General features: G+C 41.6%; 15 protein-coding genes. All 15 read left to right on the top strand.

Going from position 1 to position 17,148, the window contains the following annotated elements; translation table 11 throughout:
* Positions 1–86 precede the first annotated feature (86 nt).
* Positions 87–815, top strand: coding sequence for a glycosyltransferase (locus tag BN1132_RS19495; RefSeq protein WP_167335707.1), 729 nt, complete (start codon positions 87–89; stop codon positions 813–815).
* Between the two features lie 8 nt (positions 816–823).
* Complete coding sequence (locus BN1132_RS19490) at positions 824–1,579, top strand: glycosyltransferase family 2 protein (protein ID WP_084202725.1); 756 nt, start codon at positions 824–826, stop codon at positions 1,577–1,579.
* A 501-nt stretch (positions 1,580–2,080) separates the two neighbouring features.
* Complete coding sequence (locus tag BN1132_RS08295) at positions 2,081–3,106, top strand: sugar transferase (protein WP_244462925.1); 1,026 nt, start codon at positions 2,081–2,083, stop codon at positions 3,104–3,106.
* 6 nt (positions 3,107–3,112) lie between these two features.
* Entirely contained in the window at positions 3,113–4,030 is a 918-nt protein-coding gene (gene rfbD / locus BN1132_RS19485; protein ID WP_084202708.1) for a dTDP-4-dehydrorhamnose reductase, read from the top strand.
* Between the two features lie 196 nt (positions 4,031–4,226).
* A complete protein-coding gene (gene rfbC / locus BN1132_RS19480) occupies positions 4,227–4,760 on the top strand; it encodes a dTDP-4-dehydrorhamnose 3,5-epimerase (RefSeq protein ID WP_084202706.1) in 534 nt (177 codons plus the stop codon).
* Positions 4,761–4,839: 79 nt separating this feature from the next.
* Entirely contained in the window at positions 4,840–6,009 is a 1,170-nt protein-coding gene (locus BN1132_RS08285) for a nucleotide sugar dehydrogenase (protein ID WP_456305093.1), read from the top strand.
* Positions 6,010–6,622: 613 nt separating this feature from the next.
* A complete protein-coding gene (locus tag BN1132_RS08280) occupies positions 6,623–7,717 on the top strand; it encodes an LPS O-antigen chain length determinant protein WzzB (RefSeq protein WP_042076725.1) in 1,095 nt (364 codons plus the stop codon).
* Between the two features lie 649 nt (positions 7,718–8,366).
* A complete protein-coding gene (gene wecA, locus BN1132_RS08275; RefSeq protein ID WP_042076723.1) occupies positions 8,367–9,446 on the top strand; it encodes a UDP-N-acetylglucosamine--undecaprenyl-phosphate N-acetylglucosaminephosphotransferase in 1,080 nt (359 codons plus the stop codon).
* A 97-nt stretch (positions 9,447–9,543) separates the two neighbouring features.
* Positions 9,544–10,779 carry an oligosaccharide flippase family protein gene (locus BN1132_RS19475; RefSeq protein WP_084202704.1) on the top strand — a complete coding sequence of 412 codons (1,236 nt, stop codon included), beginning with the start codon at positions 9,544–9,546 and terminating at the stop codon, positions 10,777–10,779.
* 4 nt (positions 10,780–10,783) lie between these two features.
* Complete coding sequence (locus BN1132_RS19470) at positions 10,784–11,311, top strand: acyltransferase (RefSeq protein ID WP_042076719.1); 528 nt, start codon at positions 10,784–10,786, stop codon at positions 11,309–11,311.
* Positions 11,312–11,336: 25 nt separating this feature from the next.
* Complete coding sequence (locus BN1132_RS19465; RefSeq protein WP_084202702.1) at positions 11,337–12,785, top strand: O-antigen polymerase; 1,449 nt, start codon at positions 11,337–11,339, stop codon at positions 12,783–12,785.
* Positions 12,786–12,833: 48 nt separating this feature from the next.
* On the top strand, positions 12,834–13,898 hold the full coding sequence (locus BN1132_RS19460) for a glycosyltransferase (RefSeq protein ID WP_084202700.1): 1,065 nt from the start codon (positions 12,834–12,836) through the stop codon (positions 13,896–13,898).
* A gap of 34 nt (positions 13,899–13,932) precedes the next feature.
* On the top strand, positions 13,933–15,096 hold the full coding sequence (locus BN1132_RS19455; protein ID WP_084202698.1) for a glycosyltransferase family 4 protein: 1,164 nt from the start codon (positions 13,933–13,935) through the stop codon (positions 15,094–15,096).
* A 28-nt stretch (positions 15,097–15,124) separates the two neighbouring features.
* The gene (locus BN1132_RS08260; RefSeq protein ID WP_084202723.1) at positions 15,125–16,009 is read left to right on the top strand and encodes an ATP-grasp fold amidoligase family protein; all 885 of its coding nucleotides are present in this window, start codon (positions 15,125–15,127) and stop codon (positions 16,007–16,009) included.
* A gap of 19 nt (positions 16,010–16,028) precedes the next feature.
* The gene (locus tag BN1132_RS08255; RefSeq protein WP_209428958.1) at positions 16,029–17,138 is read left to right on the top strand and encodes a glycosyltransferase family 4 protein; all 1,110 of its coding nucleotides are present in this window, start codon (positions 16,029–16,031) and stop codon (positions 17,136–17,138) included.
* The last annotated feature ends 10 nt before the right edge of the window (positions 17,139–17,148 follow it).

The following is a 17,148-nucleotide window of genomic DNA, read 5'->3' as shown; positions in this document are numbered from 1 at the left end:
TTAAAAATTAAACCTTTCTAAGTGATTATATGGTCTCTTTGTCAATAGCGATTTCTACATATGCTAATAGGGTTAGTAATTTAAACTTGGACTTCAACCCAAATATTGAATATGTGATTGTTCACCAAAAACCACTTGAGGCGCCTTTGGATGCAATCAACAATTTAAAAAGCAGGGATGATGTTTCATATATCCCTACTGATACCAATGGGTTGTCTATTAGCAGGAACATAGCATTGGAAAATGCTAATGGCGAATACGTGATGATCATGGATGATGATGTCGTTTTTTCCATTGAAAAAATTCTAGATATAATAAAAAGAATGAAGAGAGATAATGCCGATGTAGGTACTTATTATCATAGGTACCTAGATGGCAGAACTACGTTAAGCACTCAAGTCTCACATAAGCTTAATTTTTTTACTATCGCCAAGCCCTCATCCATTGACATCTGTTTTAATAGGAAAGCTATTTTAAGTAACCAGATTCGGTTTGATGAAAAGTTTGGATTAGGTACAGACAATCCTTCAGGTGAGGAAATGATATTCCTATCTGACTGTTTGAGAAATGGATTATCCATCCAGCGTTATCCTATAGAAGTGTCCTCGCATCCACCGATCACTTCAGGGGCTGACTTTTATTCAACGGATAAAAAAATAATAGCCAAGAGAAATATGTTTATGAGAGTCTCTCCTCGTTGTGGCCTATTTCTTTTTATCCTCTTTGTTGTGAAAAAGAGTGCTATCGCACATAAAGCTGGTTTTGGGTTGTTCTTTATCAAAACGGCACTGAAATCCGTTTTATGGCGAGGTTGAATCAGGTTATGAAAAATACTTCGCAGCCCTTGGTTTCAGTCATAATGCCAACATATAACTCATCCAATACAGTTGTTGATAGCATAAAAAGTGTATTGCATCAAAACTATGATAATTGGGAGCTAATTATTACGGATGACTGCTCTGAAGATAATACAGTAAATCTCATTGAGAAGATGGCAATAGATGAGCCACGCATTTCTATTACTATTAACGACAGAAATAGAGGTGCTGGTTTTTCTAGAAATGCATCTATTGAGCGGGCGAGTGGAAAATACATTGCATTTCTAGATGCGGATGATCTTTGGGTTGAAAATAAGCTAGAAATGCAAATCTCATTTATGGAGAAAAATAATTATCTTTTTACTTTTACATCTTACCAGATGTTTTCGCATCTTGGGGATGGGAAAATAGTTAATGCACCGGAGTCAGTATCATATAATCAGCTCCTCTATGGCAATGTAATTGGATGCCTTACTGCCGTATATAATGCCGAGGCTTTAGGTAAGCAGAGAATGCCCTTAATAAGGAAAAGGCAAGATATGGGGCTTTGGCTAACTCTTCTCAAAAAATGTAGTAAAGCCTATAGCTTGTCGGATGTTCTGGCGAAATATAGAACTGATTCAGGAATGACTCAAAACAAAATCAATGTTGCAAAATACCAATGGGAGTTTTACAGGAAAGTAGTCAAGTTGGGTTTGCTAAGATCCTCTTGGTATTTTTTCTGGTATGCCCTTAATGGGATTAAGAAGCATAAACCATAATAGTCAATGTTTGATGAATTCTATAATTTTAACATCCGACCATAATATGTTATGTGTGATTGTTTTTTCATGGGTAGATCATTTTGTTTCAATTTAAAGTAGAGGTTTTACAAGTAATGTGGCTTGGGATATAACAAGAGCTGTAGTGTAAACCTTGATGACATGTGTTAAGCAATCTACACTCTGAAATTGTTAGGCTCCTGGCTTCCGAGCGATGTTGAATTTCATTTTATAAGAATAATCCCGAGGTAATAATTGAGCTACCAACGCCGTCACTCACGCTGGTATGAGCGTGTATTATTTAGCCCACCCTCTTTGTTTCTGTTTGGAGCCTTGCTGGCTGTATGCGTCCCTGCAATTGAACGCTGGGGATGGGGTTTTTGGGGAGGACTCGATGCGGTAAGAGTCAATACCTTGGCTGGAGCCTTTGTAGCCTTCTTACTCACAGGCATCGTACTTCATCGTTTTCTGAGATACCCAGGTGCAAGCCCTGTTGCCTACATGATCCCAACAGTGACGACACTCTATGGTCTGCTGGTCGGAATTCTTTTCTTCCTGCGCTTACCTTACAGTCGTCAGGTCTTGTTCGAATCATATGTTGTGGCGTTGCTCTGCTGTTGGCTTGTTTATTTTATCGGCCGTCGCTATCGGACACCCAAGTATGCCTTGCTCCCATTTGGTGATTATAAGCCCTTGACCAGACATGAGAGTGTACAATGGCGTCTGCTTGATAAACCGGATCTGGGGGAGGTTCGTTATGACGCTGTGGTGGCAGATCTTCGAGATGAGAAGCTGGCGGGGGAATGGGAACGTTTCTTGGCACGCTGTGCTTTGGCTCATATCCCCGTCTATCATATCAAGCAGATCAGTGAGACCCTGACCGGGCGTGTAAAGATTGACCACCTCCACGAGAACCAGCTTGGCTCCCTCCTGCCTTCTCCCATCTATGCCTTCATCAAGCGGGGGATGGACATCCTGGCCGCGTTGATCGCGATCCCGCTCTTCTCGCCCTTGATGCTGGTAACGGCCATCCTCATCAAGCTGGAGAGCCCAGGTCCGGTGATGTTCCTGCAAAACCGGGTGGGGAAGGGCAACAAGGATTTTCGCATCTACAAGTTCCGCAGCATGTGCAAGGATTCGGAGAAGGCCGGTGCCCAGTTCGCTCAGGATGGCGACATGCGCGTCACCCGGGTGGGCAAGGTGATCCGCAAGCTGCGCATCGACGAGTTGCCGCAGTTCTTCAACGTCCTCAAGGGGGACATGAGCCTGATTGGGCCGAGGCCAGAGCAGCGCACCTTCGTCGATCAGTTCGAGCGGGAGATCCCGTTCTACATGTACCGTCATATCGTGCGGCCGGGGATCAGCGGCTGGGCCCAGGTGGTGCACGGCTATGCGGCCGATGCCGATGATACCCGCATCAAGATCGAGCACGATTTTTACTACATCAAGCACTTCTCCCTCTGGCTGGATGTGCTCATCGTGTTCAAGACCATCCGCACCATTCTGACCGGCTTTGGCGCGCGGTAATCCTCAATGCGGATCTTGTTGCTGGGGGCTCGTGGCCAGTTAGGACGAGCTCTTTTTTCTGCTTTGTGCAAGGACTGGCCAAGTTGGCAGGTGGTAGCGTTGGGTAGAGACGAGTGTGACATCACAGATCCTCACTCCCTGACAGATGCCTTAAACCGCTACCAGTCTGATGTGATTATCAATGGGGCCGCGTATACGGCTGTCGATGCTGCACAATCCGAGCCTCGGCTAGCTGAGAGTATCAATCATGAAGCCGTAGTGACTCTGGCTCGGGAGGCGAATGGGCGTGGCTCCCTGTTGGTACATTTCTCCACCGACTATGTGTTTGATGGCAGCGGTACTACACCATGGATGGAGACGGATAAGCCCGGGCCTCTCAACGTATATGGCGCCAGCAAGTATGCCGGTGAACAGGCAATTCAATCGATATGTCCGGCTCATTTGATGTTTCGTACTAGCTGGCTCTATGGTGGTGAGGGAAAACACTTTGCTAGCACCATACTTGGCCATGCTAGGGAAGGCCTCCCCATTCAAGTCGTAGATGATCAATGGGGGACACCGACCCAGGTTCATTGGTTTGCACGTATGGTGTTACTTTCCTTGGCTCAGGTGTTGATGGATCCTGACAAGCGAGGTCTCTATCATTTGAGCTGCAAGGGAGATACAAGTTGGCATGGTTTTGCGTCGGTTCTGGTACAGGAAGCTTATAGGCTGGGTATATTGGCTAAGCCAGTCCCGGTGAATCCCATTTCTTCAGCGAGCTGGTTCCAGGCTGCTTCTCGTCCTTTGAACTCCAGGCTGGACTGTCGATTGTTCTCCACTACTTTTAATATCGCGTTGCCCTCTTGGCAAACGCAGATGATGGATTGGCTGATCAGACTAAGGGCTGAAGCCAATCGGGTGGACGGAGATCCTCTTCCATAACTCCCTTTATTTAACCCAGAGGGTGTCATGACTCTGCACAGAGAGATCGTATTGAGCGAGGTGATTAGGCTAGTTGGCGCTATCTGATGAGCATGACCATCTACAAACGACTTGCCAGTCTGAGCAGACATGTGGGTGATTACTCTTCTGAACTTGCTGCAGCGCAACCTCCCTGGCTCAACATTTGAAGAGACTTATGAAATATCAATCCCTTGCAATTCCTGACGTTAAATTACTAATTCCCACTCGTCATAGTGATGAGCGTGGTTTTTTCATGGAGACTCTGCGGCAGGATGAATTTGAGCACCAGTGCGGCGTATACACCCTAGTGCAGGATAACCATAGCCGCTCCTGGCAGGGCACGTTGCGTGGGTTACATTATCAAACGGAGAAACCCCAAGGAAAATTGGTGAGGGTTGTTCGCGGTCGCATTTTTGATGTTGCAGTGGATGTGCGTCCTGACTCAGCCTCATATGGCCAATGGGTTGGCCAGCTTCTGTCAGAGAAAAATGACCACCAAATGTGGATCCCGCCCGGCTTTGCCCACGGTTTCTATGTGTTGAGTGAAGTAGCTGATCTGCTCTATCGATGCAGTGACTACTACTATCCCGAGGGGGAAAAGACCCTACGTTGGGATTCTCCTCTCTTGGCCATTGATTGGCCTCTGCGGTCTGGAGTGCCAGTGCATCTGTCCGAAAAGGATGCCAATGCCCCCTGCTTCTGCCCCTGAAGTTAGTGTAACCCCATGCTCTTGTGGCACAATTGCCTACTCAAAATCAGCCCCTTAATCTAATCAATCAGGTAATCCCATGGTGAAAATTGCCGTAGCGGGAACCGGCTATGTCGGTCTGTCCAATGCCGTGCTGCTTGCCCAGCATAATGAAGTGGTCGCCCTCGACCTGGTGGCAGAAAAAGTTCAACTCATCAATCAAGGCAAGTCCCCCATTGCAGACAACGAACTAGAGCACTATCTTGCCCATATCCCCCTCAATCTGACGGCAACCCTAGACAAGCATCAGGCTTACCAGGGGGCGGATTTTGTCATCATTGCGACCCCGACCGACTACGATGTGGACACCCACTACTTCAACACCCGTTCTGTGGAGGCGGTGATCCGGGATGTGATGACCATCAACCCGGCTGCCGTCATGGTGATCAAGTCCACTGTCCCCGTGGGTTACACCAATATGATTAGAGAAAAACTGGGTTGTGAAAATGTGGTATTCTCACCCGAATTCTTGCGAGAGGGGAGGGCGCTTTATGACAACCTGCATCCCTCGCGCATCATTGTAGGTGAGCGTTCCGAGCGTGCTGAGCGTTTTGCCTCCCTCTTGCAAGAAGGGGCCATCAAGCAGGATGTGCCGCTATTGTTGACAGACAGCACAGAAGCGGAAGCGATCAAGCTATTTGCCAATACCTATCTTGCCATGCGGGTCGCTTATTTCAACGAACTGGATACCTATGCCCAGACCCATGGTCTTGACAGTCGCCAGATTATTGAAGGCGTGGGGCTGGATCCACGTATCGGCAATCACTACAACAACCCCTCTTTCGGTTATGGCGGCTATTGCCTTCCTAAGGACACCAAACAGTTGCTGGCAAACTATGACGATGTACCGAACAATCTGGTGCGGGCTATCGTCGATGCAAATACTACCCGTAAAGATTTCATTGCTGATTCCATCATACGTCGTCAACCCAGAGTGGTTGGGGTTTATCGATTGATCATGAAGTCGGGCTCAGACAACTTCCGTGCGTCAGCCATCCAAGGGGTCATGAAGCGGATCAAGGCCAAGGGAATAGAAGTGGTGGTGTTTGAGCCTGCACTCAAGGAGCTGGCCTTCTTCAACTCCCGAGTTATCGCCGACCTGGACGAGTTCAAACAACTCTCCGACGTGATCCTCTCCAATCGTATGGCCAGTGAGCTGAGCGATGTGGTGGATAAGGTGTATACCCGCGATCTGTTTGGCTGCGACTAGCCAGATCGCTGGGGTTCCCCTACGAGAGAGGGAATCATGTAACCGTCTTGCAATAGTGGGCAATGATCAGCATAGCTAACGTCATCAAGTGCCCTCTTGTGAAGTGCCTGTTTGCTGGCGGCAACCAAGTGGCATTGGCAATCGCAGTAACGGGAACCCGCCTGTCCCGGTAGATGTTCCAGGATGTGGCAATGCTGTCCATCAGGCATCTCAACCGGAAGGTTGTTTTCCAGGGCAACCCGCTTGTTTCTTCGAATTGCCTTGGCCACGTTGTAGAAGTACATAACGCTGGCGCAATGTGGTGTATCGATGACCTTTCTACCTGCTGTACGATTTCTGCAACCTGGCGTAATTTGGTGTCAAGGAGATGAAATATCCAGGTGATCGAGAAGCCAGCGACAAGCCTGCCAACGAAGCCAATGCTGCGTGATAATAGGTTTCGCACCCAAGCCGGGTTGGGGATGCCCGTGGCCATCAGCCAAGGATGACTGCCAGCGGGAGTGAAAACCGTTGCGGCCGATATCGTGGCGACATAGGCCAGCCTACTCCGGGTTGCACACCATTTTTGCCGTGGGCTTGCCCACCCAGTTTCTAATCAGAGAAATGTGACAATATGAGTAATCAAGAACCAACCCTGACTCCTCCCAAGGCAGATTTTCCCCAAGACTGGGTTCCGTCCCGTCCGAACCATTACATCGATGTGAAAGCACTGATCCTGGAACTCTGGCGCAGCAAGCTGCTTATCCTTTGTGTTGCTGGCCTATTTGCGGCGAGTGGTATCACCTATGCCTTACTGGCACCTCAGGTATGGGTCAGCCATGCGGAGATCAAACGCCCTACCCTCAAGGAGACAGAATCCCTTGAACTCAATATCAATCAGCTAATGAATGCCTCGGTACCTGCGAGCGCCTTCACCGCTTTTGAAAAGAAGGTGATATATGATGATTTTGTTAATAATTTCAATGGTTTCAATAACAAACGCCAGTTCTTGATGGAAAAAGGCTATCTGGATGCCGAAGCGGCGAAGAACAACGTCACGGACGGCAGGGACAAGCGACTGCTGCTCAAAAAGATGGCCGAGGGTATAGATGCCAGGGCTCCGGATAAGTTGAGTGAAGATATTACTCTCTCCTTCACTGCGAGCACGGCAAAAGAGGCCAAAGAGCGGCTGGAGCAGTATATCTCCTTTATCCAGAACCTGGAGTCCGCCTCCAAGGGGAAGGAGCTCGACACCCTCTGGCGCAACCGGATCAAAACGTTGCAGAGCCAATTTGAAAGCGCCAGAGCCGATACCCTCAAGCAGTTGCAAGATGATATTTTGCGCACTGAATACAGTCTGCGCATCAGCCAGGCTGCAGGGATCGAGACACCAGTGCAAAATCTGCAAAATCAGGACAGTTTTGCCATCAATCTGGGGGCCAGGGCTCTCGCCGAGAAGCTCAAGGTGCTCAAGGAGATCAAAAACCCTGAGTTCATGAACCCGAAGATGAGTGACTTGCGTCTGCAACTGAGCAGCCTCCAGGCCATCAAGCTGGAGGCTCTGCCATTCCAATCCTTCGCCTATCAGGCCTCGCCCAGCGAGCCTCTGTCTCGGGACAAGCCCAAGCGACCTCTGGTGGTGGTGTTGGCTACCCTGTTTGGGGGAATGTTGGGGGTGGGGATTGTGGCCATACGATTCGCATTTCGTGGGCAAGGCAGCATCAGGTAAACGGATGCCCATTTGATGCAAGGAGGCTCAGGCCTCCTTTTCTATTTCTGTGGCAGGTGCGATGGGAGGAATCACTGCTTTGAAACTTGACGGGAAGACCTGGGCTGGCATGCAGCAATATCTCTCAACTCCCTCTGAGTGGCTCTTGTTATAATTATCGGTGGGATGTCAAGTATAAAATTATTATGAACCCCCAATATAAGGGTTTTCTTATATGAAGCTGTCCTTTTTGGTTATTTTTTAGGCGATCAAGTTTTGATTAGACCGGATTGGCTACCCATTTCAGCAAACCGCAGGTAGAATCACGCCCGCCGATTCAAAATTAATCCTGTTTCTTCTTGCGCTTAATAGACGTAGAGAGAGCAGGGTTATGACGCTGGGTAAGTATGGCGAGGTTCTCATCGTCTTGCTTGACAACGTGCATAAGATCGAAAGTTGTCATATTTCTTGGGCAAAATAAGCAATGTTGAAGACTGCGAGCACACTGGGAGCTGTAACTCAGGGGCGGTAGCCACTTTATTGTTTGTTGAGTCGGCTTCCTATTGGTTGTTACGGTCTAGATTGTCATTTAATAAATGCTGGCTGCCGTTAGGCAAATTAAAAGCAGGTCGTCATCGAAGCGAACCTGATATTTTTTAGGGATAAAAAAATGGAAACGTCTGGTCTGGTTGCGTTCTTTGGAACCGCGCTGGCTATCGCTTGCTTGCGCCCATTGTCAGCTAAATTGCAACTTGTTGATTTACCTAATCAACGTAAACAACACGTTGGCGCAGTCCCTCTGATTGGAGGCATTGCGGTGTGCCTGGGGGTTTACCTCAGCGTCTTCTTCACCATTCCCTTGCAAAGCTCGATCATCATCATGTTGATCTGTGCCGGTTGCATGATGATGATTGGTGCCATTGATGATGCCAAAGATATCTCGCCTTGGATCCGGCTTAGCCTGCAAGCCTTCCTGATACTGGTGCTCTGCCTCTCGACCGACATCAGCCTGCATCAGTTTGGTAATGTGCTGGGGGGCGGCAATCTCACCATCCCGTATGTTGATCTGCTGGTCGCCATTGTCGCGGTCTGCGCCGCCATCAATGCCTATAACATGATGGATGGCATCGATGGTCTTGCAGGCAGCATGGCTGGCATCTCGCTGGTCGGACTCTCCATACTGTTTGCCAACACCATGCCTGACATGGCTCAACTCTGCCTGGTTATCACCATTGCCCTGGTGCCCTATCTGCTGGTTAATCTCAACATTCCCCCCTTCAAGCGAAAAATATTCCTGGGTGATGCCGGCTCCATGTTCCTGGGTTTTGTCATCGGTTATCTGGTGCTGTTCGGTTCACAACATCATGATCTGGAACCTGCCTTTCGACCCGTGACCGCCCTCTGGCTGATCGGCCTGCCGTTGATGGACATGGTGGGCATCATGATCCGTCGCATTCGTAAAGGCCAATCCCCCCTGCGCCCTGATCGCAATCACCTGCACCATATTCTGCTTCATGCCGGCTTTACCTCCCGCGAGGCCCTGCTATTGATTGTGGTGGCCAATCTGGGCATCGTCTTCTTTGGCATTTTCTCCGAACAGGCCCAATTGCCTGAATGGCTGATGATGGCACTCTATCTGCTGCTGTTTGCTGCCTATTCCTACTGTTTGTCACATGCATGGAAGTTGGGAAAGTGGGTTAAGAATATGAAACATTTGGAAGTAGATATTAATAAGATTAAAAAAAATTAAGATGTACAATTTATAATTGGAATTGATATGTCATTTGAAATTAAAGCTTATTTAATAAGTATTGATTTTTGTGTTCAAATTATTGTTGGGATGATGCATGAATTCTAATTATAGAAATGTAATTATAAATTTTGTATCATTGGCTTTATTGCAAGTAGGTAACTACATAGTGCCACTTGTGCTCACTCCATATCTAATTATTAAGATTGGAGTGAAAGAGTTCGGAGTTCTAAGCTTCGCGACTGCAATTATAATGTTTTTTAGAGCAATCGTATCATATGGATTCGACTTAAGTGGAACTAAAGCCATTGCAGAAGTATCTGATGACCTCAAAGAGGTTGGTAAGATCTTCCAAGAGATAATCTATGCTAAGATACTTCTTTCCCTGATTTGCTTTGCGCTTTTAGTCAGTCTGACTCTACTTATACCTCAGTTTCATGAATTGAAAAGTCTTCTGTTTGCCTTGTTTATTTTAGCCTTTGCGGATGTATTTTTTCCTATATGGTTATATCAAGGTGTGCAGAGAATGAAAGCTATAACCGTACTAAAGTTATCCAGTCGATTTATATTTGTTGGGTTGACAATGTTGTTTGTTAACTCTAGTGACGATACATTATACATACCACTTATTGAAGGCAGTGTTGCGTTAATCTCGTCATTAGTTTCTTTCTCATGGGCAATGAAAAAGTTTAACATTGAGTTTCATGCGCCTAACTATCGACGTGTTATTTCTACATTGAGAGCTTCTTGGCATATTTTTTTATCAAAGTTTTCTGTTCTTTTTTATACTAGGTTTAATGTAGTTCTACTAGGATTATTATCATCACCTATCATGGTAGGCTACTATGCTGTAGCTGAAAAGATATATATGGCCATAAGAGAGATGCTTAACCCGCTAATACAAGCAGTATTTCCATATTTATCTCGTTTAAGGTTAAATAATGCGGTAGAATATAATAAAAAAATAAAACAATTCTTTATTATCTTTCTTATTGTTTTGGTTGCCTCATCATTGTTGTTATATCTATCTAAAAACTATATTTTAATAATGCTGATGAAAGAAAGCAGTCAATATATGCAGGATATGCTTGCAATATTTTCACTGTGCTTATTGTTTTCAGTCGGTAGCGTTCTATCAACAGTATTGATTATTGAGAACAGAAGTGCGGTCTTATCAAGGATCACATTTTTTACTGTGCTGCTTAACTTGATTATCGTCTATCCATTGGTTATTGAATATGATGCTATCGGATTAGCGATCTGCTTCTTAATTGTTCAAATAGCCCATTTTATAATGCAGTTATATGTGAACAGAATCATATTTTTCAGGTGATATCATGTCATTAATAAGTAGTTTCTATCGTAGGATTCAAAAAATATTCCTGTCCGCCAATAAGCTTGCTGAGCTAAGAGGTGTTAAGCTGGGGAAGAATTGTAAGTTAAATAAAACAGTCGATTTTGGTAGTGAGCCATACTTAATTACCCTAGGCGATGACTTCTACTGTTCAACAGGCATTAAATTTGTTACCCATGATGGGTCTGTTAATGTATTGAGAAATCTTTATCCAGAGCTAAAGAGTGCAGATCTATTTGGACGTATAAGTATAGGAAAGAATGTATTCTTAGGTTGTGATGTAATCGTTCTCCCCAACAGTTGTATTGGTGATAATGTTATTGTGGGGGCTGGCTCTATTGTTCGTGGTGAGCTTGAGGGTGGGTATGTCTATGCTGGTGTTCCTGTGAAGAAAATAATGACAATAGAGCAATATAAAGAGAAAAATCTGCCTAGAGTTTTGCTTACAAAGAATCTAAATCATAAACAGAAAGAAACTTTATTAGAGAGCAATAAAACTAATCTCATATAAAACAATTATTGGTTAATTCATTCATATGACATCTAAAATAACAATTCCCTTGCTTACGTTGCATGCAATTCTTGCCGTATCTTTTATTGCATTTTTCTTCATTCCTATTGATGTTGATTTAAACTATCAGCGACTTCTGTTAGCTTTAGTGTTTATTGCAGCACTTTTATTTTTCAAAATCTCAAATATAAATGGAAATTGGCTTTCATTTAATGTGATATTTATATCTGGGTACTTTATAGTTTATTTTCAAATCATATTGTTACAACATGTAGGGTATTATTTGCCTGCATGGTCATATAAACAATACTGGTCCGATCCAAAAATTGAAAACTTATCTCTCGTTGTATCTGTTGTAGCAATCATATTATATATGATTGGCAATATATACGCTGGTTTTTTTAACTATAAAAAAACCAACGTTTCATTAAAAAAAGAAACTAACTCTATATTCCTATTAGTAATTATTATCTATGTATCTTATGCGGCATTTTTCTCAACTGCCGGTTCATATCGGTCAGGTGTATATTATGCTGCGGATGCTATGCCTATTTCAAATTACTTTCTTAAGTTATTTAACGCGTCCTTAACTGCTGCAATCATTGTAAAATTAACTAATATTTTTCTTTCAAAAGAACAGTTAAGTTTGTATCGGTATGTTCGCTTCTTTGGACTTCCGTTATTATTAATTATAACATGGCATTTAGGTTTTTCACTCTATATTGGTGATCGCGGTGTTATAATAGCCTACGGTTTGCTTTTTGCATCGGCTTATGTGTATAAAAACAAGAAAATTGGGCTTGTTAAGCTGATTTTTATATTAATTACAGCATCGTTTTTCTTAACAATTGTTGGTGAGGTTAGACAAAGTAAAGATAAATCATTGACTTATTATGAGCAGTTTGTGGTTTCCCTAAGTGGAAAAAAAGAAAATAGTCGATGGTATGAGGAGACGGTTCCTGGTGATAGTTTTATTGAACTTGCTCAGTCAGGCAGAACATTAAACCATTCGTTGAATAATGTTCCAAATAACTTCGATTTTAGATATGGGATCTACGCGTTAAAAAGAATTTCCGGCATTATCCCTGGTATGCAGGGCGTTATAAACAGTATTGTTGAGAACGGTGATGATAATTATCTTTCCACAGCGGAATTTATCTCATATTTGATTCAGGGTGATAACCAGACATATGGTGATGGTACATCTATTACAGCGGATCTTTATTTAGATTTTGGCATTACAGGTGTTTTTTTGGGGATGTTCATTTTTGGTTTATTTATAGGTTTTAATGAGACGAGATTTAATAGAGGGGACGTTTCATATTTAAATATAGGCGTTGTTTCATTTTTCGTCTTTTACTCTAAGTCTCTATACCTTTCTAGATCGTCAATATTTTTAGAGCTTTCCATTATATTCATGGTCTGGCTGTTTCTTGTTATTAATAACGTTCTTTCAAGACGGTTTAGAAAATAGCTATTTAAGGCATATCACATAATATATAAATTTCAGGCGACTGATTCTATGCGTAGAAAAATCACTCTATTTATTGATACTTTTGGTACTGGCGGCGCAGAGCGAGTATGTATTACATACGCTAATATATTGGCTGATCTGGGGTTTAGCGTATCAATCATGGTTTTTAACCAGAAAAAGAGAAGCTATCTAGATGAGTTAGATGCAGGTGTAAAAATTATCAATCTAAATGCCAAGAATGGTGTCTTTGCGTTTTTAACCCTTCTTTCATGCCCAAGGTTGATTAAAGATACAGATGTTTTTATAGCATTTAATCATCAGATATCGCTTATATTATACATTTTAACGAGAGTGATCTTTATAAAGAAAACTATAATTGCTCGGAATGTAAACAATCTTAAACTTGATTTGAATGCTAAAAAAGGAAATATCTTAAAGCGTCATATAACAAAATTTCTGATGCGTTTTTTTTATAATAAAATGGATGGATATATAGCGCAGTGTAATATGATGAAGCAATCAATGTCAGATTCATATTCAATTGCGTTAGATAAAATCGAGGTTATCTATAACCCTATCGCCCCAAAGTTTAGAAAAATTGAGCTATGTAAGGATATTGATATATTGTTCGTCGGCCGATTAACTCAGCAAAAAGGCATTGACAATCTTATCGAAATATTAAAGAGAATGAAATCCACCATTTCATCTTTTAATGTTCATATTGTTGGTGTTGGTGAGTTACAAAGCTTACTCTTGAATGAGTTAGATGAATATGGAATTAAATACACTTATGAATACAAATGTAACGATATGGTAACCCTTTATAATAGGGCTAGAGTCACTATTCTTACATCTTATTATGAAGGGTATCCCAACGTCTTAGTTGAATCCATTGCCTGTGGTACACCAGTAGTTTCTTTTGATTGTGAGAGTGGCCCTTCAGAAATAATTGATAACGAGAAAAATGGTTTTCTGATACCTCGATTTGATCTTGATATTTTCACCTCTAAGGTTGCTTATATCTTAAGAAGTGACTTCCAGATAAATGCGGAATTGGTTAATAACGATCACAAAGATAGATTAATAAATGTTATTAACTCTTCATGTTATTAATAATTGTTAAAGTTAAAAGAGGGTTTCTGAAATAATGAAAAGTAGGTTGCTGTTTATAGAGCCTTTTTCTGGGGGGTGTGCAGGCGCTCAGAAGGTTAGCTTAAATGTATTGGAGTACTTGAATACCAAGTTTGATTTATATGTTATACACAGAGACAGCAACGGAAGTTATGAGAGAAATTTTATAAATTATAAAAAGACGGGTGTTCTCCCTATAGAATCACTATTAAAAAAAATATTTGGGTCTGGTGATTTCTTTGGCAATCTTTCAGTAATAAACATTTCTTATTTTATATTTTCTGTATTGATATGTAATATTTACTCTTTAGTAAAAATAATAAAGTTAAGGCCCAGTTATGTTTACACCTATGATCCAAGAGGATTACTCCTTAGTTGTCTCTTTTTAAGACTATTTAGAGTAAGGGTAATTTGGCATTTACACTCAGAGCTACCTAAGAGTCAAATTTTAAAAAAATTTCTTATCTCACTATGTTCACGCATAATTGTGCCATCTGAAGCAATAGCAAAAAGTTTCTCTGATACAGATAAAGTGTGCATAATCTATAATGGCTTTATATTTGATGAAGAAATTAGATGCTCTGTACCTAAAAATCCCAATATAAAGAAACTGATATTTTTAGGAACCCCCTTTCCACATAAAGGGGTGCATAATTTGATCCAGGCAGTTACTCTCCTAGAGAAAAAATCCACACCGTATGATCTATGCTTGAATATATATGGTGCTTTTGAACAGTGTAGTTTGGAATATAAAAAACTATTAGACTCTCTTCTTACAAGAATCAAGAAAACAGAAATTCATTTCAAAGGTTGGACTTGTCATTCTAGACAGGAGATTGCGAATAGTGACCTTTTGGTTTTTCCTAGTGTAATTGAACAGAAGATACAGCTTGGTGATAATTTACAAACCATAAGATCGAGTGAAGCATTACCTACTGTACTTATCGAAGCTTTATCTGTCGGTGTCCCTGTAATAGCTACTAATACCCCAGGTGTAAGTGAGATAATTTCAGATAAATGTGATGGTATAATAATTGAAGAATCAGATCCCGTTTTTATCTCGAATGCAATACTCGAGATATTTGAGAACGTGAGTCTATTTAAACCGGATAAAGCAAAAACTATCGGGATGTTTTCTCAATCCAGAATGAGAGAGCAATTGGATAAAATATTTTTGTAATAAAAAGCTGAAAGATAAGAAGAATATGATGCCAAAAAAAATCAAGTTTATATTAAGGGATTCTTTACGTTTATTGTTAGGTGTTAAATGGTATAATAAAATAAGGTTTTTTATTACTCACAGATACTTACTGAACACTGATAAGCCAGTTTCATTTTCTGAGAAAATAATATACAGGAAAATAAGCACCGCTCCCGAGTTGTATTCAAAATATGTAGATAAATATGCCGTCAGGGAATATGTTTCAAAAATGATTGGCGCCAAGTATCTCATCAAGCTTTTAAAGGCTGTTGATCGTATTGATCCATGTGATTTCGATGATCTTCCTGATTCATTCGTGATTAAAACTAGTAATGGTGGTGGAGGAGAGAATGTACTAATAGTAGAAGATAAATCAAAGTTAAATCTGCCAGAAATATGCAATACATTTAACTCTTTCCTTGGTATAAAGATGGGAGTTATAGTTGATGAGCATTTTTATGATATAGAAACACCAAAAATAATCTTTGAAGAATTAATAAAGCATAATGATGGCTGTTATCCTTCGGATTACAAAATCCATATTTTTAATGGCAGTGACACTACAAAAGTATATATCCAAGTTGATGTTGATAGATTTGGGAATCATAAACGTACAATTTACAATGAGGACTTAACGCCTGCTGGTTTTTCTATTCAGCCCAAGTATGAATCTGTTGATATTAACTTCACTTTCCCATCTAATATAGAAGAGCTTCTTTATTTAGCAAAAGTACTTTCAAAAGATTTTAAATATGTACGTGTTGATATGTATAGTGTTGATGATAGAGTTTATTTTGGAGAAATGACATTCTGTCATGGCAGTGGCTGGGAACCTATATACCCTAGAACTGCTGACTTCATGCTTGGTAAGCTTTGGGATGAGTTTAAATAAACTGCTATCAGGTATAGATGTGAAAACAATAGCCATATCAGCCAACACTAGTTGGTATTTATATAACTTTAGAAAAAACACCATTACTGCTCTTATTGAGCTAGATTACCAAGTTATTGCAATAGCACCACATGATACCTATGCAACTAAATTAGAAGACCTAGGCGCTAGGTTTATTCATGTTGATATAGATCAAAGTGGTACCAATCCAATTAAGGATATAAAAACTCTATACTCACTCATTAAAGCGTTTTACAAACACAGAGTTGATATTGTTCTTAATTTTACACCAAAAAATAATATCTATGGTGCTTTAGCTGCAAAAATCAGTGGAACTAAATCTATCAATAATATTGCGGGTCTTGGGACATTGTTTGTCAATGAAACATTGACGTCCAAAATTGCACGTATGCTATACAAGGTTAGCCAGTGTTATGCGCATAAAGTATTTTTCCAAAATGAAGATGACAGAGCCCTTTTTATTAATATCGGTATAGTAAGAGCTGAGCTTGCCGATCGCTTACCTGGCTCAGGTGCTGACCTGTCACGTTTTTCTATCACCCCTACAGTTGATGATGGCGTTACTCGTTTTTTATTGATTGCAAGGATGCTATATGAAAAAGGAATTATCCATTATGTAGAAGCAGCGAGAATTCTAAAGAGAAAGTATGGCCTTCGCGTTGAATTTTCATTGCTAGGTTTTTTGGATGTAAATAATCCATCTGCTGTCTCTAAAGCAGAAATGCAAGCTTGGGTTGATGAAGGTATAATTAATTATTTAGGCACAACGGATAAGGTTGAGAACGAAATAGCTAAGGCTGATTGTATGGTATTACCCTCATTTTATCGAGAGGGCGTGCCTAAATCATTACTTGAAGCAGGAGCTATGGGAAAACCCATTGTAACGACGAATAATGTCGGATGCAGAGAAACTGTTGATGATGGTATTAATGGCTTTTTATGTGAGCCACGCAGTACTGTGAGTCTTGTCGATGCATTAGAAAAAATCATTGCTATGGGGCATGGTCTACGGCTGAATATGGGAAAGAAAAGTCGTGATAAGATTGAAAAAGAATTTGATGAAAAAATAGTTATTAATAAATACATAGATCTAATTAAAACATTGTAATTTTGGTGGC

The sequence above is a fragment of the Aeromonas sanarellii genome (assembly GCF_000820085.1).
In the GTDB taxonomy this organism is placed as follows: Bacteria; Pseudomonadota; Gammaproteobacteria; order Enterobacterales; family Aeromonadaceae; genus Aeromonas; species Aeromonas sanarellii.
This window is presented reverse-complemented; position numbering and strand designations above follow the sequence as displayed.

Excerpts from the sequence above, each read along its gene's own strand:
- BN1132_RS19470 (WP_042076719.1), top strand. The coding sequence starts at position 10,784 with ATGTCATTAATAAGTAGTTTCTATCGTAGGATTCAAAAAATATTCCTG.
- BN1132_RS19475 (WP_084202704.1), top strand. The coding sequence starts at position 9,544 with ATGAATTCTAATTATAGAAATGTAATTATAAATTTTGTATCATTGGCT.
- BN1132_RS08280 (WP_042076725.1), top strand. The coding sequence starts at position 6,623 with ATGAGTAATCAAGAACCAACCCTGACTCCTCCCAAGGCAGATTTTCCC.
- rfbD (WP_084202708.1), top strand. The coding sequence starts at position 3,113 with ATGCGGATCTTGTTGCTGGGGGCTCGTGGCCAGTTAGGACGAGCTCTT.
- BN1132_RS19465 (WP_084202702.1), top strand. The coding sequence starts at position 11,337 with ATGACATCTAAAATAACAATTCCCTTGCTTACGTTGCATGCAATTCTT.
- BN1132_RS19455 (WP_084202698.1), top strand. The coding sequence starts at position 13,933 with ATGAAAAGTAGGTTGCTGTTTATAGAGCCTTTTTCTGGGGGGTGTGCA.
- BN1132_RS19490 (WP_084202725.1), top strand. The coding sequence starts at position 824 with ATGAAAAATACTTCGCAGCCCTTGGTTTCAGTCATAATGCCAACATAT.
- wecA (WP_042076723.1), top strand. The coding sequence starts at position 8,367 with ATGGAAACGTCTGGTCTGGTTGCGTTCTTTGGAACCGCGCTGGCTATC.
- rfbC (WP_084202706.1), top strand. The coding sequence starts at position 4,227 with ATGAAATATCAATCCCTTGCAATTCCTGACGTTAAATTACTAATTCCC.
- BN1132_RS08295 (WP_244462925.1), top strand. The coding sequence starts at position 2,081 with ATGATCCCAACAGTGACGACACTCTATGGTCTGCTGGTCGGAATTCTT.
- BN1132_RS19460 (WP_084202700.1), top strand. The coding sequence starts at position 12,834 with ATGCGTAGAAAAATCACTCTATTTATTGATACTTTTGGTACTGGCGGC.
- BN1132_RS08285 (WP_456305093.1), top strand. The coding sequence starts at position 4,840 with ATGGTGAAAATTGCCGTAGCGGGAACCGGCTATGTCGGTCTGTCCAAT.
- BN1132_RS08260 (WP_084202723.1), top strand. The coding sequence starts at position 15,125 with ATGCCAAAAAAAATCAAGTTTATATTAAGGGATTCTTTACGTTTATTG.